Origin of the sequence: Streptomyces sp. P1-3, from assembly GCF_050613155.1 — a bacterium.
Classification (GTDB): Bacteria; Actinomycetota; Actinomycetes; order Streptomycetales; family Streptomycetaceae; genus Streptomyces.
Genome location: NZ_CP192512.1, coordinates 3,900,840 through 3,919,579, shown reverse-complemented (window position 1 = coordinate 3,919,579; position 18,740 = coordinate 3,900,840). Strand labels below are relative to the sequence as shown.

General features: G+C 72.1%; 14 protein-coding genes. 9 read left to right on the top strand and 5 right to left on the bottom strand.

Annotation, left to right across the window (positions count from 1 at the left end):
- The first annotated feature begins 92 nt into the window (after positions 1-92).
- The 4 genes from ACQUSR_RS16745 to ACQUSR_RS16730 all read left to right on the top strand — a co-directional run bounded on the left by ACQUSR_RS16745 (position 93) and on the right by ACQUSR_RS16730 (position 5,665).
- The gene (locus ACQUSR_RS16745; protein WP_431043373.1) at positions 93-2,102 is read left to right on the top strand and encodes a VWA domain-containing protein; all 2,010 of its coding nucleotides are present in this window, start codon (positions 93-95) and stop codon (positions 2,100-2,102) included.
- 293 nt (positions 2,103-2,395) lie between these two features.
- The gene (gene metG, locus ACQUSR_RS16740) at positions 2,396-4,120 is read left to right on the top strand and encodes a methionine--tRNA ligase (protein ID WP_431043372.1); all 1,725 of its coding nucleotides are present in this window, start codon (positions 2,396-2,398) and stop codon (positions 4,118-4,120) included.
- A gap of 154 nt (positions 4,121-4,274) precedes the next feature.
- The gene (locus tag ACQUSR_RS16735; RefSeq protein WP_431043371.1) at positions 4,275-4,781 is read left to right on the top strand and encodes a DNA-binding response regulator; all 507 of its coding nucleotides are present in this window, start codon (positions 4,275-4,277) and stop codon (positions 4,779-4,781) included.
- Between the two features lie 110 nt (positions 4,782-4,891).
- Positions 4,892-5,665, top strand: coding sequence for a polysaccharide deacetylase family protein (locus ACQUSR_RS16730; protein WP_431043370.1), 774 nt, complete (start codon positions 4,892-4,894; stop codon positions 5,663-5,665).
- Between the two features lie 16 nt (positions 5,666-5,681).
- On the opposite strand, the gene ACQUSR_RS16725 is transcribed toward ACQUSR_RS16730, so the two are convergent.
- Positions 5,682-6,542 (bottom strand): L,D-transpeptidase family protein, encoded by an 861-nt coding sequence (locus tag ACQUSR_RS16725; protein ID WP_431043369.1) that lies wholly within the window; start codon positions 6,540-6,542, stop codon positions 5,682-5,684.
- A gap of 207 nt (positions 6,543-6,749) precedes the next feature.
- A complete protein-coding gene (aspS, locus tag ACQUSR_RS16720; protein ID WP_431043368.1) occupies positions 6,750-8,528 on the bottom strand; it encodes an aspartate--tRNA ligase in 1,779 nt (592 codons plus the stop codon).
- Positions 8,529-8,691: 163 nt separating this feature from the next.
- Between aspS and ACQUSR_RS16715 the strand changes: the two genes are divergently transcribed.
- The gene (locus tag ACQUSR_RS16715; protein WP_431043367.1) at positions 8,692-10,839 is read left to right on the top strand and encodes an ATP-binding SpoIIE family protein phosphatase; all 2,148 of its coding nucleotides are present in this window, start codon (positions 8,692-8,694) and stop codon (positions 10,837-10,839) included.
- Here the strand turns inward: ACQUSR_RS16715 and ACQUSR_RS16710 are convergent.
- Positions 10,836-11,963 (bottom strand): AI-2E family transporter, encoded by a 1,128-nt coding sequence (locus tag ACQUSR_RS16710; RefSeq protein ID WP_431043366.1) that lies wholly within the window; start codon positions 11,961-11,963, stop codon positions 10,836-10,838. The two genes, ACQUSR_RS16715 and ACQUSR_RS16710, sit on opposite strands and share 4 nt — an antisense overlap.
- 94 nt (positions 11,964-12,057) lie before the next feature.
- Positions 12,058-13,011 (bottom strand): pirin family protein, encoded by a 954-nt coding sequence (locus ACQUSR_RS16705; RefSeq protein WP_431043365.1) that lies wholly within the window; start codon positions 13,009-13,011, stop codon positions 12,058-12,060.
- A gap of 181 nt (positions 13,012-13,192) precedes the next feature.
- Here ACQUSR_RS16705 and ACQUSR_RS16700 point away from each other — a divergent pair, with 181 nt between their 5' ends.
- Positions 13,193-14,038, top strand: a complete 846-nt coding sequence (locus ACQUSR_RS16700) for a class I SAM-dependent methyltransferase (RefSeq protein WP_431043364.1) — start codon at positions 13,193-13,195, stop codon at positions 14,036-14,038.
- A gap of 48 nt (positions 14,039-14,086) precedes the next feature.
- The gene (locus ACQUSR_RS16695; protein ID WP_431043363.1) at positions 14,087-14,731 is read left to right on the top strand and encodes a TetR/AcrR family transcriptional regulator; all 645 of its coding nucleotides are present in this window, start codon (positions 14,087-14,089) and stop codon (positions 14,729-14,731) included.
- A 12-nt stretch (positions 14,732-14,743) separates the two neighbouring features.
- Here the strand turns inward: ACQUSR_RS16695 and ACQUSR_RS16690 are convergent, their stop codons facing one another.
- Complete coding sequence (locus ACQUSR_RS16690) at positions 14,744-15,223, bottom strand: SseB family protein (protein ID WP_431043362.1); 480 nt, start codon at positions 15,221-15,223, stop codon at positions 14,744-14,746.
- A gap of 241 nt (positions 15,224-15,464) precedes the next feature.
- On the opposite strand from ACQUSR_RS16690, the gene ACQUSR_RS16685 reads away from it, so the two are divergent.
- Positions 15,465-17,291: an acyl-CoA dehydrogenase gene (locus ACQUSR_RS16685; protein ID WP_431043361.1), complete on the top strand. Its 1,827-nt coding sequence runs from the start codon at positions 15,465-15,467 to the stop codon at positions 17,289-17,291.
- A 155-nt stretch (positions 17,292-17,446) separates the two neighbouring features.
- On the top strand, positions 17,447-18,739 hold the full coding sequence (locus ACQUSR_RS16680; RefSeq protein ID WP_431043360.1) for a M18 family aminopeptidase: 1,293 nt from the start codon (positions 17,447-17,449) through the stop codon (positions 18,737-18,739).
- Position 18,740 lies beyond the last annotated feature (1 nt).

Below are 18,740 nucleotides of genomic sequence, written 5' to 3'. Positions count from 1 at the left end.
CGGAGCCCGGCGGAGGACGGCCCGCGGGCCCGCTAGCCTTTCCGCACGCGCGCCACGCGCGCACCACCGACAGACACGTGAGAGGTTCTCCCATGGGCATACGGGACCTGCTGCGCAACGTTTTCGGCCGCTCCCGATCGAAGCGGGACGAAACGACCGTGTCGGAGACGGAGGTTGCGCCGGAGCCGTCGGCGGCGGAGCGCGAGGAGCCGACGCCGGCCCCGCGGACGCCGGCCCCGCGGTCGGCGGAGCACGAGGAGTCGACGCCGCCGTCCGCGGAGGACGGGGCCGCGGCGAAGGCAGGCGACGCGGGGGCGGACGGGGGCGATCCGACGGGCGACGTGGCACGTCAGGAGCCGACCGCTGAGCCGGTCGCCGAACCGGTCGCGGAACCGGTGGCCGAGCCGGTCGCGGAACCGGTGGCCGAGCCCGTCGTCGAACCGGTCGCGGAGCCGGACGAGCCCACCCTGGACGACCCGGCCTTCACCAAGCCGCTCAAGACGCTGGACGAGCTGCTGGATTCCCCGGCCCCGGCCGAGCCGAACGGCTCGTCGGAGCATCCGGAGCGGGTGCCCGCCACGACGACCACTGCCGGGGCCGTACCGCCCGCGCGGGAACCGGAGCCGAAGGACGCCGCCGAGGCGCGGCCCGCCGAAGCGGCGGAGGAGCCCGCGCCGACGGAGAGCCCCGAAGCCCGGCCGGAGCCCGGCGAGCCGACAGCGAAGCCGGCCGAGGCCGCTGAGGTCCAGCCGGAAGCCGCCGACCGGACGGACGCGCCCGCCACGGCCCCCGAGCCGAGGGATACGGGAACGGCCACCGCCGAGGACGCCCCGGCCCGGCCGGGTGCGGAGCCCGAGGCCGCCGACGAGGTCCCCGCCGAAGCCCGGCCGGAGGCCGCCGAGGCCGCCGAGGCCCCCGAGGCCGCCCCGGGAGCCACCGCTGAGCCCGAAGCCGCCCAGTCCCCGGCGGCGGACGGTGACGTCACCACCGAGCCCGAGCCGGAAACGACCGCCGCGCCCCAGCCCGCCCCGGAGACCGCCCCCGAGCCGGAAGCGGTCGGCGAGCCCGCCCCCACCCCGGCGCCCGAGCCGGAGGCGGACCCGACGCCGGAGACGACACCCACACCGGCAGCCGAGCCTGAGGGCGCGTCCGAACCGGAAGCCACACCGGAGACCGACCCCGCACCGGAGACCACGCCGGAGACGACACCCACCCCGGCGACCACCCCGGAGACGGCACCCACCCCGGCGCCCGAGCCGGAGGCGGACCCCGCACCGGCGGCGACATCCTCACCGGCGATCGCGCCGGAGACGACACCCGCACCGGCAGCCGAGCCGGAGGCGGCGCCCGCACCGGCGCCGGAGTCGACGGAGGCGGCCCCGGCCGCCCTCTCGTTGCGGAAGGTCGAGGCCCACGCACCCGCGCTCGTCAGCCTCTACAAGACCGCCGCGGACACCCTCGGCAAGCAGGGGCTCGCCGGGCAGCGGGCGGCCGTCTACCTCGTGCTCGACCGCTCCGGATCGATGCGCCGCTACTACAAGGACGGCACCGTCCAGCACCTCGCCGAGCAGGCCCTCGCCCTCTCCGCGAACCTCGACGACGACGGCACCGTCCCGGTCGTCTTCTTCTCCACCGATGTCGACGGCACGGCCGACCTCGACCTCACCAACTACAGCGGCCGCATCGAGGAACTCCACTCCTCCCTCGGGCACATGGGCCGTACGAACTACCACTGGGCGATCGAGGCCGTGGTCGAGCACTACAAGAAGTCCGGCGCCTCGGCCCCCGCGTTCGTGATCTTCCAGACCGACGGCGCGCCCACCAGCAAGCCCGCGGCCGAGAAGGCGCTGTGCGAGGCGGCGGGCCTGCCGATCTTCTGGCAGTTCGTCGGCTTCGGCGCCCCGGACGCCAAGGGCTTCGACTTCCTGCGCAAGCTGGACGACCTGGCCGTACCGGAGAAGCGCGTGATCGACAACGCGGGCTTCTTCCACGCCGGGTCGGAGCCGCGCGAGGTGGCGGACGCCGAGCTGTACCAGGAGCTGATGGCGGAGTTCCCGGAGTGGCTGCGGGAGGCCCGCGACGCCGGGATCGTCCGGGGCTGACCGACGCACCCGGCGGCCGCACCGGCCGCGGACGACGAACGCGAGGGGCGCCGCGCACAGCCGCGGCGCCCCTCCGCCGTTTCCCGCCGTGCCGCGCGTCACCCGAAGCGCGGTGTCCGTTTCCGTCGTGAAGCGCACCGCCCGTCCCCGCCGCGACGCGCGCCGCCCGTCCCCGCCGCCGTAAAACGCGTCGCCGCTGGCCCGCGCCGCTCGGATACGATATGGGCGGCTCGCAGAGCAAGCCCGCAGAGCGAGCAACGTCACTCACCGCATCGACATGGGAGCAGCCTGTAATGGCTCGACACCTCATCACCAGCGCCCTTCCCTACATCAACGGGATCAAGCACCTGGGCAACATGGTGGGGTCCATGCTCCCGGCCGACGTGTACGCCCGCTATATGCGCCAGCGCGGGCACGACGTCCTCTACATCTGCGCGACCGACGAGCACGGCACCCCGGCCGAGCTGGCCGCCAAGGAGGCCGGGCTCCCGGTCGACGCCTTCTGCGCCGAGCAGCACGACGCCCAGAAGGCGGTCTACGACGGCTTCGCCCTGGCCTTCGACTACTTCGGCCGCAGCTCCTCCCCGCAGAACGTGGAGATCACCCAGACCGTCGCGCGCGAGCTGAAGGCCAACGGGTTCATCGAGGAGCGGGCGATCCGCCAGGTGTACTCCAACGCCGACGGCCGCTTCCTGCCCGACCGCTACATCGAGGGCACCTGCCCGCACTGCGGCTACGACAAGGCGCGCGGCGACCAGTGCGAGAACTGCACCCGCGTGCTGGACCCGACCGACCTGATCGAGCCGCGCTCGGCGATCAGCGGCAGCAGCGACCTGGAGGTCCGGGAGACCAAGCACCTGTTCCTGCTCCAGTCCAAGCTGGCCCACGAGGTCGAGGCCTGGGTGGACGAGCACGGCAAGGACTGGCCGACGCTGGCGTCCTCGATCGCCCGCAAGTGGCTGACCGAGGGCCTCCAGGACCGCGCGATCACCCGCGACCTGGACTGGGGCGTGCCGGTCCCGGGCGACACCTGGCCGGAGCTGGCGGCCGAGGGCAAGGTCTTCTACGTGTGGTTCGACGCCCCGATCGAGTACATCGGCGCGACGAAGGAGTGGTCGGACCAGGACCCGGAGAACCGGGACTGGAAGTCGTGGTGGTACGACGCGGACGAGACCGTCCGCTACACCGAGTTCATGGCGAAGGACAACGTCCCGTTCCACACGGTGATGTTCCCGGCGACGCTGCTCGGCACCCGCGACAAGTGGAAGAAGGTCGACTACGTCAAGGCGTTCAACTGGCTGACGTACTACGGCGGCAAGTTCTCCACGTCGCAGAAGCGCGGTGTGTTCACGGACGCGGCGCTGGAGCTGCTGCCCGCCGACTACTGGCGCTACTTCCTGATCGCCAACGCCCCGGAGTCCGACGACACCTCCTTCACCTGGGAGCACTTCACCGCGACCGTCAACAAGGACCTCGCCGACACCCTCGGCAACTTCGTCAACCGCGTGCTGTCCTTCTCGCGCAAGCGCTTCGGCGACGAGGTGCCCGCGGGCAAGGAGGCCGGGGAGGCCGAGGCCCGGCTGGGTGAGGAGATCGCGCGGCTGCTGGCGGAGTACGAGGAGCACATGGACGCGCTCCAGTTCCGCAAGGCGGCCGCGGCGCTGCGCGCCCTGTGGAGCGCGGGCAACTCCTACCTGGAGGAGAAGGCGCCCTGGCTGGAGATCAAGACCGACCAGGACGGCGCGGCGCTGACCCTGCGTACCGCGATGAACCTGATCCACCTGTACGCGGTGGTCTCCGAGCCGTTCATCCCGGCGTCGGCGGCGGCCATGCGGTCGGCGTTCGCGCTCACCGACGACACGGCGGCGTGGGTGTCGCAGGACGAGGCCAAGGCCCTGGCCTCGGTTCCGGCGGGCACGGCCTTCACGGTCCCGCCGGTCCTCTTCGCGAAGATCACCGAGGAGGACCTGGAGGGCTACCGCGAGCGCTTCGGCGGCACGGAGGAGCCCGCGGTCTGAGCGACCGCCGCGGTGTGAGCCACCGCCGCGCACTGCCCTGAGCCACCCCGCATTGCGGGGTGGCTCTGTGCGTTGACCCGTCGGCAAGGGAACGTTTAGCCCCCTCACCGAGCCTGTGTACTCCGCCGACCACAGGGAAATCGAGGAAACGCACGTGCCCGGAAGACGCGTCACGGTGACGGTCCACGGCCCCGACCCGCTCTCGCGGGCCGGGGTCGTACGCCATCTCCAGAGGGAACCCACCGTCGAACTGATCGACCGGCCGCGGCCGTTCGGCGGCGAGCCGCTCGGGGCCGTGGCCGTCATGCTCGCCGAGCGGCTGGACGCCAGGGCCGGGGCGGAGTTGCGGCGGCTGGTGCGCGGCGGGGCGCAGCCCGTGGTGCTGGTGGCCGGGGAGCTGCGGGAGGCGGAGCTGATGGTGGTGGTGGAGTACGGCGTACGGGCCGTGCTCTGGCAGCACCGGGCGACGCCCCGGCGGCTGCTGCGCGCGGTGCACCGGGTGGCGCGGGGGGACCGGTCGGCGCCGTACGCGGTGGACCGGGAGCTCGGCGACGTCCACGGCCCCGGGGCCACGCGCGGCCCGGGCACCGACCCGCACGGCCGATCCGGTCCGCACGCCCCATCCGGCCCGTCCGGCCCGCACGATCCAACTCATTCGTGACACATCGCACATGGCCGGGAATGAACGGCGGCCCCGCTTCCCCCGTCTATCTGTCCGTCCATCCGTTCGCCCGGCTCGCCCGGCGCTTCCGTCGAAAGTGAGCTGTGTCCATGGTGAGGAAGAAGTCGGCGGTCCGCCGGAAGGCCACCGCCGCCGTGCTGGCGGCCGCGGCACTGACGCTGGCGCTCGGGGGCTGTTCGTCGATGGACACCACCTCACCGAAGAGCGCCCGGGAGGACGCGGACTCCGGGGCGGACGGCAAGTTCGGCTCCGTCGACTGCCGCAAGGCCAAGTGCATAGCCCTCACCTTCGACGCCGGGCCCGCCAAGGACACCCCGCACCTGCTGGACATCCTGAAGAAGGAGAAGGTGCCCGCGACCTTCTTCCTGCTCGGCAAGAACCACGTCCTCAAGTACCCCGACGTCGTACGCCGCATCGCGCGCGAAGGGCACGAGGTGGCCAACCACACCTGGACGCACCAGGTGCTGACGGATCTCGACGCCGACGAGATACGCGACGAGCTGGGCCGCACCCAGGACGCCATCGAGAAGATCACCGGCCGCAAGCCCGTCCTGATGCGCCCGCCGCAGGGCCGCGTCGACGACGAGGTCACCAAGGTCAGCAAGGAACTCGGGCTCTCCCAGGTCCTGTGGAGCGTCACCGCCAAGGACTACAAGACGACCGACTCCGAGCTGATCAAGAAGCGGGTGCTCGACCAGGCGGACCAGGACGGGATCATCCTGCTGCACGACATCTACGCGGGCACGGTGCCCGCCGTCCCCGGGATCATCGCCGAGCTGAAGAAGCGCGGGTACACCTTCGTGACGGTGCCGCAGCTGCTCGCCCCGGCCGTGCCGAAGCCGGGCGAGGTCTACCGGCCGTAAGCGGCCGTCCGCCGCGTCAGCGGGCCAGGTACCGCGCGTCGCCCATCACCACGACCGGGTGCCGGGCCGGGTCCAGGGTCCGCAGCAGCCGCTTCATGTGCGGCGCGGAGAGGCTGACGCAGCCGTGGGTGGGGCCGTCGTGGTCCACATGGATCCAGATGCCGCCGCCCTTCTTTGCGCCCAGTGGCCGGGTCCAGTCCAGCGGTGAGGTACCGGCGACGCGGTTGTAGTTGATGGCCACCACATAGTCGAAGGCCCCGGCCAGCGGCTCGCCCTCGAAGTCGACACCGGTGGCGATGAAGCCGGCCGAGTGGTCGTACGGCAGCCTCGTGCCGGGGTCGGGGCGCAGCCCGCCCGCGTCGGTGAGGCCGAAGACGCCCCTCGGCGAGCGCAGGTCGCCCAGGCGGTGGTGGTCGGTCCAGCCGCGCAGCGCGTTGTGGGCGGGCCAGGAGGGTCCGGCCCGCCAGCCCGCCGCGGTGCGCTCGTACAGCACGGCGGTGGCACGGGACGAGCGGCGGCCCTCGCCGGTCACCACCAGCACCTGGTGCGCGTCCCCGGGCACCCGGTCCCGTGCCCGCGGGCCGAGGCCCGGCAGCTCCGCCGGGAGCCGGCCGGGGCCGGTCAGGGCCAGATCCGCTCGGGAGGGCGGCCCGGCGCCCGGGGCCTTGCCGCCGCCCACGCCCGAGGCCCGAGGCTTGCCGTCGTCCGCGCTGGGGGCCTTGTCGTCTTCCGCGCCGGAGATCCCGCCGCCCGCGCCCCGGGCCTCGCCGCCGGTCCCGGGCGTCTCCCGAGGGCTCGCGTAACCGGCCAGCACGCCCATGAACAGCAGCCCCGCGACCGCCAGGGCGCGGAACCTCAGGGGTCGGCGAGCGGGCATCAGGCGGTCCTCCCGGACGGATGTCGAGCGGTGTCGGAGGGGGGTCGGAGGGGTCGGAGGAGGGGTCGGGGTCTGACTCCACTCTCGGCCTGGCGGCTGTCCCGCGCCCGCCGCGACACGGCAAAGGACCCCGGCCCAACCGGGCCGGGGTCCTCCGAACATGCGTCTGACCGATCCCTCGGTCCGGCCGCTCCCGCGGCCTGGCGGCTACTTCTCCGCCTGCTTGACCTGCACCGGCTTGCGGAGCGCCAGGTGCAGCTCCTTCCACCGCGCCTCGTCGACCTCGCTCGGGGCGCCCATCAGCAGGTCCTGAGCGTTGCCGTTGAGCGGGAAGGCGATGGTCTCGCGGATGTTCGGCTCGTCGGCCAGCAGCATGACGATGCGGTCGACGCCCGGCGCGATGCCGCCGTGCGGCGGGGCGCCGAACTTGAACGCGCGCAGCATGCCGCCGAACTCGCTCTCGACCTCTTCCTTCGAGTAGCCCGCGATCCCGAACGCCTTGTACATGATGTCCGGCTCGTGGTTCCGGATCGCGCCGGAGGACAGCTCCACGCCGTTGCAGACGATGTCGTACTGCCAGGCCAGGACGTCCAGCGGGTCCTGGGTCTCCAGCGCCTCCAGGCCGCCCTGCGGCATGGAGAACGGGTTGTGCGAGAACTCGATCTGGCCGGTGTCCTCGTTCTTCTCGAACATCGGGAAGTCGACGATCCAGCAGAAGCGGAAGACGTTCTCCTCGAAGTGGCCGGCGCGCTTGGCGGCCTCGACGCGCACGGCGCCCATGATCTTGGAGACCTCGTCGAACTCGCCGGCACCGAAGAAGACCGCGCCGCCGGGCTTGAGGCCCAGCGCCTCGGTGAGCGCCGCCACGTTCTCCTCGGTGAGGAACTTGGCGATCGGACCGGTCAGCGCGCCGTCGTCGCCGACCCGGACCCAGGCCAGGCCCTTCGCGCCGTGCTCGACCGCGAACTCACCCATCTGGTCGAAGAACTTGCGCGGCTGGTCGGCGGTGTCCGGCACGGCCAGGGCGCGCACGTGCTTGTCGGCGAACGCCTTGAAGCCCGAGCCCGCGAAGACGTCCGAGACGTCCACGAGCTCCAGCTTGGCGCGCAGGTCCGGCTTGTCGGAGCCGTACTTGACCATCGCCTCGCGGAACGGGATGCGGGGGAACGGCGAGGTGACGTGGCGACCGCCGCCGAACTCCTCGAAGAGGTCGGTCATGACCTTCTCGATGACCTGGAAGACGTCCTCCTGCTCGACGAAGCTCATCTCCATGTCGAGCTGGTAGAACTCGCCCGGCGAGCGGTCGGCGCGGGCGTCCTCGTCGCGGAAGCACGGCGCGATCTGGAAGTAGCGGTCGAAGCCCGCGATCATCAGCAGCTGCTTGAACTGCTGCGGGGCCTGCGGCAGCGCGTAGAACTTGCCGGCGTGCAGCCGCGACGGCACGAGGAAGTCGCGGGCGCCCTCGGGCGAGGTCGCCGACAGGATCGGGGTGGCCAGCTCGTGGAAGCCGAGCGCGGTCATCTCGCGGCGGAGCGCGGCGATGACCTGGGAGCGCAGGATGATGTTGCGGTGCATGCGCTCGCGGCGCAGGTCCAGGAAGCGGTACTCCAGGCGCCGCTCCTCGTTGACGCCGTCGTCCGCGTTGATCGTGAACGGGATCTGGTCGGCGGCGCCCAGCACCTCGACCTCGGTGACCTCGACCTCGATCTCGCCGGTGGGCAGCTCGGGGTTGACGTTGTCGGCGCCCCGGCTGACGACCTTGCCGTCGATCCGGACGACGGTCTCCTTGGTGAGGTGGCTCAGCGCCTCGTTGGCGGGCGTGCCGGGACGGGCGACGAGCTGGACGAGGCCGTAGTGGTCGCGGAGATCGATGAAGAGGATGCCGCCCAGATCACGCCGATTGTGCAGCCAGCCGGAGAGGCGCACGTCGGTGTCGACGTCAGCGGCGCGGAGCTCGCCGCAGGTGTGGGACCGGTACCGATGCATCGTTCATCCAAGTCGTCTGGTCGGAGGGCGGTGGACACCCGCTTGGGGCGTGGGCACCCGCTCGCGCGGGGCAAGCGGGATACACGCTGTAGGCCACCCGCAAGGGTACCGGCGTCTCGCCTCTCACTGGTAAGGCTGTGGCAAATGCTCATAAGGTAGTGCAATGCGCACCGAGGACGTTCTGGCCGCCGTGGCCACCGGCCTGTGGCGCTGGGACGGTGCCTCGGAGTGCGTCAGCCTCGACGCCGAGGCCGCCCGGCTGATCGGGCTGCCCGCCGAGCCGACGACGCTGGGCGAGTCGGCCATCCGCGCCCGCTTCCACCCGGTGGACTGGGTCGGGGTCCAGGCCGTCGCCGAGCTGGCGATGGCCGAGGGCACCCTGGCGGAGGCCCGGCTGCGGGTGGTGGACGGGCGCGGCACCGTGCTGCGGACCATACGCACCCGGTGCCGGCTGACCACCGCGACCGCCGCCCAGCAGTTCGTCGGCACCTTCCAGGAGGTCGCCGGGCCCCAGCCGGGCGCCGGGGACGGGCCGCCCGGCACCGGGACCACCTGGGCGGGCACCGACGAGTGGCGGCGCGGCCGGGAGGCGTTCCTGCTGGACGCGGGCCGGGCGCTCGCCGAGGCGGCCTCGACCACCGAGGTGCTGCGCGTGGTCTCCGGCCTGTCCATGCCGGGCTTCGAGCCGTCGGGGATGGCCGTACTGGGCACCGACGGCGACCGGATCACGATCATCGGGCACCACGGCCACCGGCCGGAGGACGAGAAGCCGTTCCTGGACCTGAGGGTGGACGGCGACCATCCACCCGCGGAGGTGATCCGCACCGGGCGGGCGGTGTACCTGCCGACCCCGGAGGAGTACCGGCGGCGCTTCCCGGCCGCCTTCCGGCTCACCGAGCGGTTCAGGCGGCGCTCCTGGGCCTTTCTGCCGCTGACCGTCGCGGGCCACACCATGGGCGCCTGGATGGCGTCGTTCAACCATCCGGTGGCCTTCAGCCCGGATGAGCGCTCGGTGCTCGGCACGGTCGCCCGGATGCTCGCCCAGGCGCTGACCCGCGCCCACCTCCACGACACGGAGCGCGCGCTGTCCGACGGGCTCCAGCGCACCATGCTGCCCGCCGCCAAGCCCGACATACCGGGGCTCTCGGTGGCCGCGCGCTATGTGCCGACCGGCGGCGGGCTCCAGGTGGGCGGCGACTGGTACGACGTGATCGACCTGCCGTCGGGGCGTACGGCCCTGGTCATCGGCGACGTACAGGGCCATGACGTGCGCGCGGCCGGGCTGATGGGCCAGCTGCGGATCGCGCTGCGCGCCTACGCCGCCGAGGGCCACCACCCGGACGCCGTGCTCTCCCGGGCCTCCCGCTTCCTGGCGGGCCTGGTGGACGGGTCGGGGCAGCAGGCGGCGGGCGCCTACGACGCCCCCGAGGCCTACGACCCGCGCTTCGCGACCTGCCTGTACGCCGAGGTGGACCCGGTGGCGGGCACCCTCGACATCGCCCGCGCGGGCCACTGCGACCCGGCGGTACGGCTCGCCGACGGCACGCTGATGACGCGGCCCACCGCGGGCGGGCTGCCGCTGGGCATCGACCCCGACACCGACTACCCGACGACGCGGATCGTGCTCGACCCCGGCGAGACGCTGCTGCTGTGCACCGACGGGCTGATCGAGACCGGCGGGCACGACCTGGACAGCGGCTGGGATCGGATCCGCGAGGTCTGCGAGGGACACCCGGCCGACAGCCCCGGCGGTCTGGAGGGCCTCGCCGACGCCCTGGTCCAGGCCGTACACGGCCCCGCCTCCCACCACACCACCGGCCCGCTCGCCGACCGCCGCGAGGACGACATCGCGCTGCTGCTGATCAGCAGGGACGCGGAGGTGTGCGTCGTGGGCGGCCGGTCGGCGCCGGTGCGGCGTACGGCGATGACGGTGGCCCAGGCCCAGCCGGAACGGATCGCCGACGGGCGCGAGCAGGTGCGCCAGCTGCTGCACGACTGGCCCGACCCGGACCAGGTCGAGTCGGCCGTGCTGCTGGTCTCCGAGCTGGTCACCAACGTCCTGGTGCACACCGACGGGGACGCGCTGATGCTCGCCGAGATCAGCGGCAGGCGGGGCGCGCGCCGCTTCCGGCTCGATGTGGCGGACGACAGCGACGAGCTCCCCCACCGCCGCCGGCCCGGCGAACTGGCTTCCTCGGGCCGCGGCCTGTGGCTGCTGGAGATGCTCGCCGACACGTGGGGCGTGGACCCGCGGGGCGCGGGCAAGTGCATATGGTTCGAGCTGCTGGAGGAAGGCTCGGGGCCGGACTAGCCCGCGCCGAGGTCGTCCTCCCGCGGAGGGCCAGGGCCGCCGGTGACCGCGGCGCCGTCGCCCGCGTACGCCGCCCGCAGCTCCGAGAGCACCCCGAAGGCCGCCGCGGCCAGCGGGACGGCCAGCAGCATGCCGAGGATCCCGGCGACCCCGGCACCGGCGGTGATCGTGATCATGACCAGCGCGGGGTGCATCTGCACGGTCCGGCTCTGCACCACCGGCTGGAGCACATGCCCCTCGATCACCTGCACCGCGAGCACCACGCCGAGCGTCCACGCGGCGATGTCGAGACCGCCGTCGGCCAGCGCCACGAGCACCGCGACGGTCCCGGACAGGAACGCTCCGAGGTACGGGATGTAGGCGCCGACGAAGACGAGCGCGGCCAGCCCCGCCGCGCCCGGCACGTCCAGGATCAGCAGCCCGATCCCGATGAGCACGGCGTCGATGAGCGCGATGATCGTCGTACCGCGCATGAAGCCCTCGACGGCCGCGAAGGCGCGGCGGCCCATGGCCTCCAGGTGGTGGCCGCGCCCCGCCGGGGCGAGGGAGTGCAGCACGGCGGCCGCCTTGTGCGAATCACGCAGGAAGAAGAAGGTCAGGAACAGCGCCAGCACGGAGATGGCGATCATCTCGCCGAGGATGCTGATGCCCTGCAGCACCCCCAGGGCCGCCGTCCCGCCGAACCTGCTGCCCAGCTCCTTGATGTTGGAGGCGATGTCGTCCACGGAGCTGCCCGCCGTACCGAAGTGGTCGGACAGCTTCTGTGCCGCGTCCTTGATGGCGGCGAGGATCTGGTCACCGGTGTCGATCAGCGCGCTGACCACGATGTATCCGGCGCCGCCGACGACGGCGACCAGGGCGAGGCAGGTCAGCCCGGCGGCCAGCGAGCGGTGCACGCGCATCCGCAGCAGCCGCCGGTACAGCGGGCCGAGCAGCGCGGTGCCCAGCAGGGCGAGCAGGACGGGCGTCACCGCCGCCTTCACCTGCGCGCACAGCCAGACCCCGACGCCCCCGACCCCGGCGACGAGCAGCACCACGACACACCAGGCGGCCAGGCGGCGGGCCCCGTCCGGCAGGAGCTGACGGTTCGGCGTCTGATCGGTGCCCGTCTGATCGGTGCCCACACAGCCACCCCACCACGCGCCCACCGGGCCTGCCCGCCCGGCGCCCCCGACGGGGTGACCCCCCGTCAGCCCGTCGCCGCCCCGGGCCGGGGGGTTACGCCGCGTCGGCGGGGATCGTGCCGAGGCGCCCGGCCTGGAAGTCCTCGAAGGCCTGCGCCAGCTCGGCGTGCGTGTTCATGACGAACGGCCCGTAGTGCTTCATCGGCTCGCGGATCGGCAGCCCGCCCAGCAGCACGACCTCGAAGTTCGGGCTGCGCGACTCCTGGCTCGCGTCCGCCCGGAGGGTCAGTGAGTCGCCCGCGCCGAAGACCACCGTCTGGCCCGTCCGGAAGGGCCGGCCCTCCGCGCCCGCGGTGCCCCGGCCGGCCAGCGCGTACGCCAGGCCGTTGAAGTCCGCGCGCCACGGGAGCGTCACCTCCGCGCCCGGGTTCACCGAGACGTGCAGCATCGTGATCGGCGTGTGCGTGACGCCCGGACCCCGGTGGCCGTCGATGTCGCCCGCGATCAGCCGCAGCAGCGCGCCCCCGTCGGCCGACGTCAGCAGCTTGACGCGGCCGCCGCCGATGTCCTGGTAGCGCGGGGGCATCATCTTGTCCTTCTTCGGCAGGTTGACCCACAGCTGGAGGCCGTGGAAGAGCCCGCCGCTGACCACCAGGGACTCCGGCGGCGCCTCGATGTGCAGCAGTCCGGAGCCCGCGGTCATCCACTGGGTGTCGCCGCCGTTGATCGTGCCGCCGCCCCCGTGCGAGTCGCGGTGCACGAAGGTGCCGTCGATGAGGTACGTGACGGTCTCGAAGCCGCGGTGCGGGTGCCAGGGGGTGCCCTTGGGCTCGCCCGGCGCGTACTCCACCTCGCCCATCTGATCCATCATGATGAACGGATCGAGGTGCTGGTAGTCGATTCCGGCGAACGCCCGCCGCACCGGAAAGCCCTCGCCTTCGAAGCCGCCGGGAGCGGTGGCGACACCCAGCACCGGGCGCTGCCGGGCCCCCTCGGGCGCCGCTACGCGGGGCAGGGTCAGGGGATTGTCAACGGTCACTGCTGGCATGACGGCCTCCTCGGTCGTTCAGGATTCAACTTAGTTGAACGGTGAACCACCCGCAAGAGGGCCTTATTCCGCCACCACATTCCGCCGCCACCCCATTGACCCACCACTCCCGTGAGGGCAAGATGAACGAGCGTTCATGAACGCTCGTTCATTCTCACGCGACCGGGGAGGAAGGGTTCCGATGACCCGCATCGTCAACACCCAGCAGGCCGAGGCATGGAACGGATACGAGGGCGAGCACTGGGCCGCCCACGACGACCGCTACGACGCCGTGAACAGCGGATTCAACGACGTCCTGCTGGACGCCGCCGCGATCGGCGAGCGGGACCGGGTGCTCGACATCGGCTGCGGAAACGGCCAGCTGACCCGCCTGGCCGCCCGCCGCGCCCCGCTCGGGCAGACCGTCGGGGTCGACCTCTCGGCCCCCATGCTCGCCAGGGCGCGGACCCGCGCCGCCGAGGAGGGCGTACCCAACGTCGCCTTCACACAGGACGACGTCCAGGTCCGCGCCTTCCCCGACGGCGGGTTCGACACGGCCGTCAGCCGGTTCGGAGTGATGTTCTTCGCCGACCCCGTGGCCGCGTTCAACAACGTCGCACGCGCGCTGCGCCCCGGCGGGCGGCTGGCGTTCCTGTGCATGACGACGCTCGACGGCACCGACCTGGGGACCGTCCTGGACGCGATGAGCGCCCACATGCCGCGGCCCACCGGACCGGACGGCACCGGCCCGACCTCGTTCGCGGACCCCGCCCGCGTCCACACGGTGCTCACCGCCGCCGGTTTCGCGGACGTCCGGTGCGACCACGTCGAGGCGGACCAGGTCTGGGGGCGGGACGTGCCGGACGCGGCCGCCTTCCTCGGCGACTGGGGACCGGTCGCCTTCCACCTGCGGCAGGCCGGACCGGACGCCGCGGCCCGGGCCCGGCAGGCCCTCACCGACGCCCTGCGGCCCTTCGCCCGCCCCGACGCCGTCCGGACGCGCGGCACGGCATGGCTGGTCACCGCCGGGCGCCCGTCGGCGGTGTGACCGTCCCCATTACGAGCGGTGTGACCGTCCCCCATTACGATGCGGGGGATGTCACCCAGAAAGGCCGCGGCGCTGCGCGACAGCGGCGGCGAGCAGGATCTGCGCCGGCACCTGATCAGCACCGCCGAGCGCCTGATCGCCGAGCGCGGGAGCCTCGGGCTCACCGTGCGCGCCATCGCCCGCGAGGCCGGGGTGGCCGACGGAGTGCTCTACAACCACTTCGCCGACAAGGAAGAACTGCTGGCCCACGCCCTGCGCGCCCACGTACGCACCGTGGAGGCGGGGCTGGGCGGCCTGCCCGAGCCCGGCAGCGGCACCGTCGAGGCCAATCTGCGCGCGCAGATCAGCTACGGCCTCGCCCTGCACCGGGGCATCCTGCCCGCCTTCGCGGGGCTGCTGGCGCACCCCAAGGTCCTCGCCGGATTCGCCGGCCTCGGCGAACCCTGCGGCGACTGGCGCGACCGGCTGGCCGACTATCTGCGCGCGGAGCGGGACCTGGGGCGGCTGGCTCCCGGCGCCCGGGTGGAGTCGGCCGCGGCCATGATCGTCGGCGTCTGCCACGAGACGGTCCTGTCGCTGCTGTTCCAGGGGGCCGAGGCACTGACGGCGCCGCCACTGGGGCCGGAAGCGGTCGACGACCTGGTCAGCGCCGTACTCGACGGCATCGGCCGCACCGACGGCACCGGCGACTGACCGGTCCGGCCCCTAGCCGTACATCCGGCGCATCACGAAGTCGACCATCTGCTCCACGGCCTTCGCGTCGAAGACCATCCGGTGGTCACCCTCCATGTCGAGGACGAAGCCGTACCCGGTGGGCAGCAGGTCGATCACCTCGGCGCCGGTGATCACGAAGTACTTCGACTCCTTGCCCGCGTAGGAGCGCAGCTCCTTGAGCGAGGTGAACATCGGGATCACCGGCTGCTGGGTGTTGTGCAGCGCCAGGAAGCCCGGGTTGTCGCCGCGCGGGCAGTAGACCTTGGATGTCGCGAAGATCTGCTGGAAGTCCTCGGCCGCCATCGAGCCGGTGGTGAAGGCGCGCACCGCGTCGGCCAGCGAGGGCGGCGACGGTTCGGGGTAGAGCGGCTGCTCGCCGTAACCGCCGCCCGGCATCTGGGGCTCCTGCGGCGGGGGCGGCGGAGCCGCGTAACCCTGTCCCGCGCCCGCGTTCTGGTCGTAGCCGTACATGCCCCGAAGCGTACTGATTGACGTACGCCCCGGTCTAAAGACCGCGGATTCCCGCCACGGTCGATCCGGATAGGTATGCATCCCGGTTCGCATAGTCATGCGACACCCAGGACCCGCACGAAAGCTCGGTCACACTTCGCCGGATGAGGGTTGCCTCTTATTACCCACGGGTAGCATCATGGTGATTACCGATTGGAATGTCTAAGAGGTCCCTCCTCCCGAGCCTTACGGAGCCGTCGCCATGGGGCACTACAAGTCGAATCTCCGCGACATCGAGTTCAACCTCTTCGAGGTGCTCGGCCGCGACAAGCTGTACGGCACCGGCCCGTTCGCCGAGATGGATGTCGAGACCGCCAAGAGCATTCTTGAGGAGATCGCCCGCCTCGCGGAGAACGACCTCGCCGAGTCCTACGCCGACGCCGACCGCAACCCGCCGGTCTTCGACCCGGAGACCAACACCGCCCCGATCCCGGCCTCGTTCAAGAAGAGCTACCAGGCCTTCATGGACTCCGAGTACTGGCGTCTGGGCCTGCCCGAGGAGATCGGCGGCACCACCTCGCCGCGCTCCCTGATCTGGGCCTACGCGGAGCTGCTGCTCGGCTCCAACCCGGCGATCTGGATGTACTCCTCGGGCCCGGCCTTCGCCGGCATCCTCTTCGAGGAGGGCAACGAGGCGCAGAAGAAGATCGCCCAGATCGCCGTCGAGAAGCAGTGGGGCTCCACCATGGTCCTCACCGAGCCGGACGCCGGCTCGGACGTGGGCGCCGGCCGCACCAAGGCCATCCAGCAGGAGGACGGCTCCTGGCACATCGAGGGCGTGAAGCGCTTCATCACCTCGGGCGAGCACGACATGTCGGAGAACATCCTCCACTACGTGCTGGCGCGCCCCGAGGGCCACGGCCCGGGCACCAAGGGCCTGTCCCTCTTCCTGGTGCCGAAGTTCCACTTCGACTGGGAGACCGGCGAGCTGGGCGAGCGCAACGGCGTCTACGCCACCAACGTCGAGCACAAGATGGGCCTGAAGGCGTCCAACACCTGCGAGATGACCTTCGGCGACCGCCACCCGGCCAAGGGCTGGCTGATCGGCGACAAGCACGACGGCATCCGCCAGATGTTCATGATCATCGAGTTCGCCCGCATGATGGTCGGCACGAAGGCGATCTCCACGCTCTCGACGGGCTACCTGAACGCGCTGGAGTACGCCAAGGAGCGCGTCCAGGGTCCCGACCTGGCGAACTTCATGGACAAGACCGCGCCCAAGGTCACCATCACCCACCACCCGGACGTGCGCCGCTCCCTGATGACGCAGAAGGCGTACGCGGAGGGCATGCGCTCCCTGGTGCTGTACACCGCCTCCGTCCAGGACGCGATCGCCGTCAAGGAGGCCGCGGGCGAGGACGCCAAGGCGCTGGTGGGCCTCAACGACCTGCTGCTGCCCATCGTCAAGGGCTACGGCTCGGAGAAGGCGTACGAGCAGCTGGCCCAGTCGCTGCAGACCTTCGGCGGCTCCGGCTACCTCCAGGAGTACCCGGTCGAGCAGTACATCCGGGACGCCAAGATCGACACCCTCTACGAGGGCACCACCGCCATCCAGGGCCAGGACTTCTTCTTCCGGAAGATCGTCCGCGACCAGGGCCAGGCGCTGACCGCCCTGTCCGAGGAGATCAAGAAGTTCCTCGCCGAGGCCACCGGCGGCGAGCGGCTGGCCGCCGCCCGCGACCAGCTGGCCAAGGCCGCGGTCGACCTGGAGGCCATCGTCGGCGCCATGCTGACCGACCTCGCCGCCACCGAGAAGGACGTCAAGTCCATCTACAAGGTCGGCCTGAACACCACCCGCCTGCTGCTGGCCTCCGGTGACGTGGTCGTCGCCTACCTGCTCCTCAAGGGTGCCGCGGTCGCCACCGAGAAGCTCGCCGACGCCTCCGCCAAGGACAAGGCGTTCTACACGGGCAAGATCGCGGCGGCGGAGTTCTTCGCCAGGGAGATCCTGCCGGGCGTCTCGGCCCAGCGCGCGCTGGCCGAGTCCGTCGACCAGTCCCTGATGGAGCTGGACGAGGCCGCGTTCTAGCCGCCGCTGCTCCCGTCCGCCGGGACGACCGCGCCAGGACACCGCGCCGGGGCCGCCTCCTCACGGGGAGGCGGCCCCGGCCGCGTAAGCGCGGCCCACGCATCAGCGGCCCACGCATCAGGGGCCGGAAGACGACCGCTCCTTATCCTGAATCCATGAGCTCTCCGTACCGCTTCGACCGCGGCCATACCGACGACCTGCTCTCCTTCCTCGCCGCCAGCCCCTCCCCGTACCACGCCGTGGCCAACGCCGCGGCGCGGCTGGACAAGGCCGGTTTCCGGCAGGTCGAGGAGACCGACGAATGGGACGGCGGCACGGGCGGCCGATACGTGCTGCGGGGCGGGGCGATCATCGCCTGGTACGTGCCCGAGGGCGCGACCCCGTCCACTCCGTACCGGATTGTCGGCGCTCACACAGACTCTCCCAATCTGCGCGTCAAGCCGCTTCCCGACACCGGTGCGCACGGCTGGCGGCAGATCGCCGTCGAGGTGTACGGCGGCCCGCTGCTGAACACCTGGCTCGACCGGGACCTGGGCCTGTCCGGCCGGCTCTCGCTGCGCGACGGCGGCAGCCGCCTGGTGTCCGTCGACCGCCCGCTGCTGCGCGTACCGCAGCTCGCCATCCACCTCGACCGGTCCGTCAGCACCGAGGGCCTCAAGCTCGACAAGCAGCGCCACATGACGCCCATCTGGGGCCTGGGCGATCCGGACGAGGGCGACCTGATCCGCTTCCTCGCCGAGGAGAGCGGGCTGGACGCCGCGGACGTCACCGGCTGGGACCTGATGGTGCACAGCGTCGAGCCGCCCGCGTATCTGGGCCGGGACCGCGAGCTGGTCGCCGGGCCCCGGATGGACAACCTGCTGTCCGTACACGCCGGTACGGCGGCGCTCGCCGCCGTCTCCGCCCGGGACGGCCTGCCGTTCATCCCCGTCCTCGCCGCCTTCGACCACGAGGAGAACGGCAGCCAGTCCGACACCGGCGCCGACGGACCGCTGCTCGGCAACGTGCTGGAGCGCTCGGTGTTCGCCCGCGGCGGCGCGTACGAGGACCGGGCGCGCGCCTTCGCCGGCACCGTCTGCCTCTCCTCCGACACCGGCCACGCCGTCCACCCCAACTACGCGGAACGGCACGAGCCCGGCCACCACCCGCTGCCCAACGCCGGCCCGATCCTCAAGGTCAACGTCAACCAGCGGTACGCCACCGACGGCGCGGGCCGGGCGGTGTTCGCCGCCGCCTGCGAGCGCGCCGAGGTGCCGTGGCAGACGTTCGTCTCGAACAACGCCATGCCCTGCGGCACCACCATCGGCCCGATCACCGCCGCCCGGCACGGCATCGCCACCGTCGACATCGGAGCCGCGATCCTGTCCATGCACTCCGCCCGCGAGCTGTGCGGCGCGGAAGACCCGCACCTGCTCGCCACCGCGCTGGCCTCCTTCCTGGAGGGTTGAT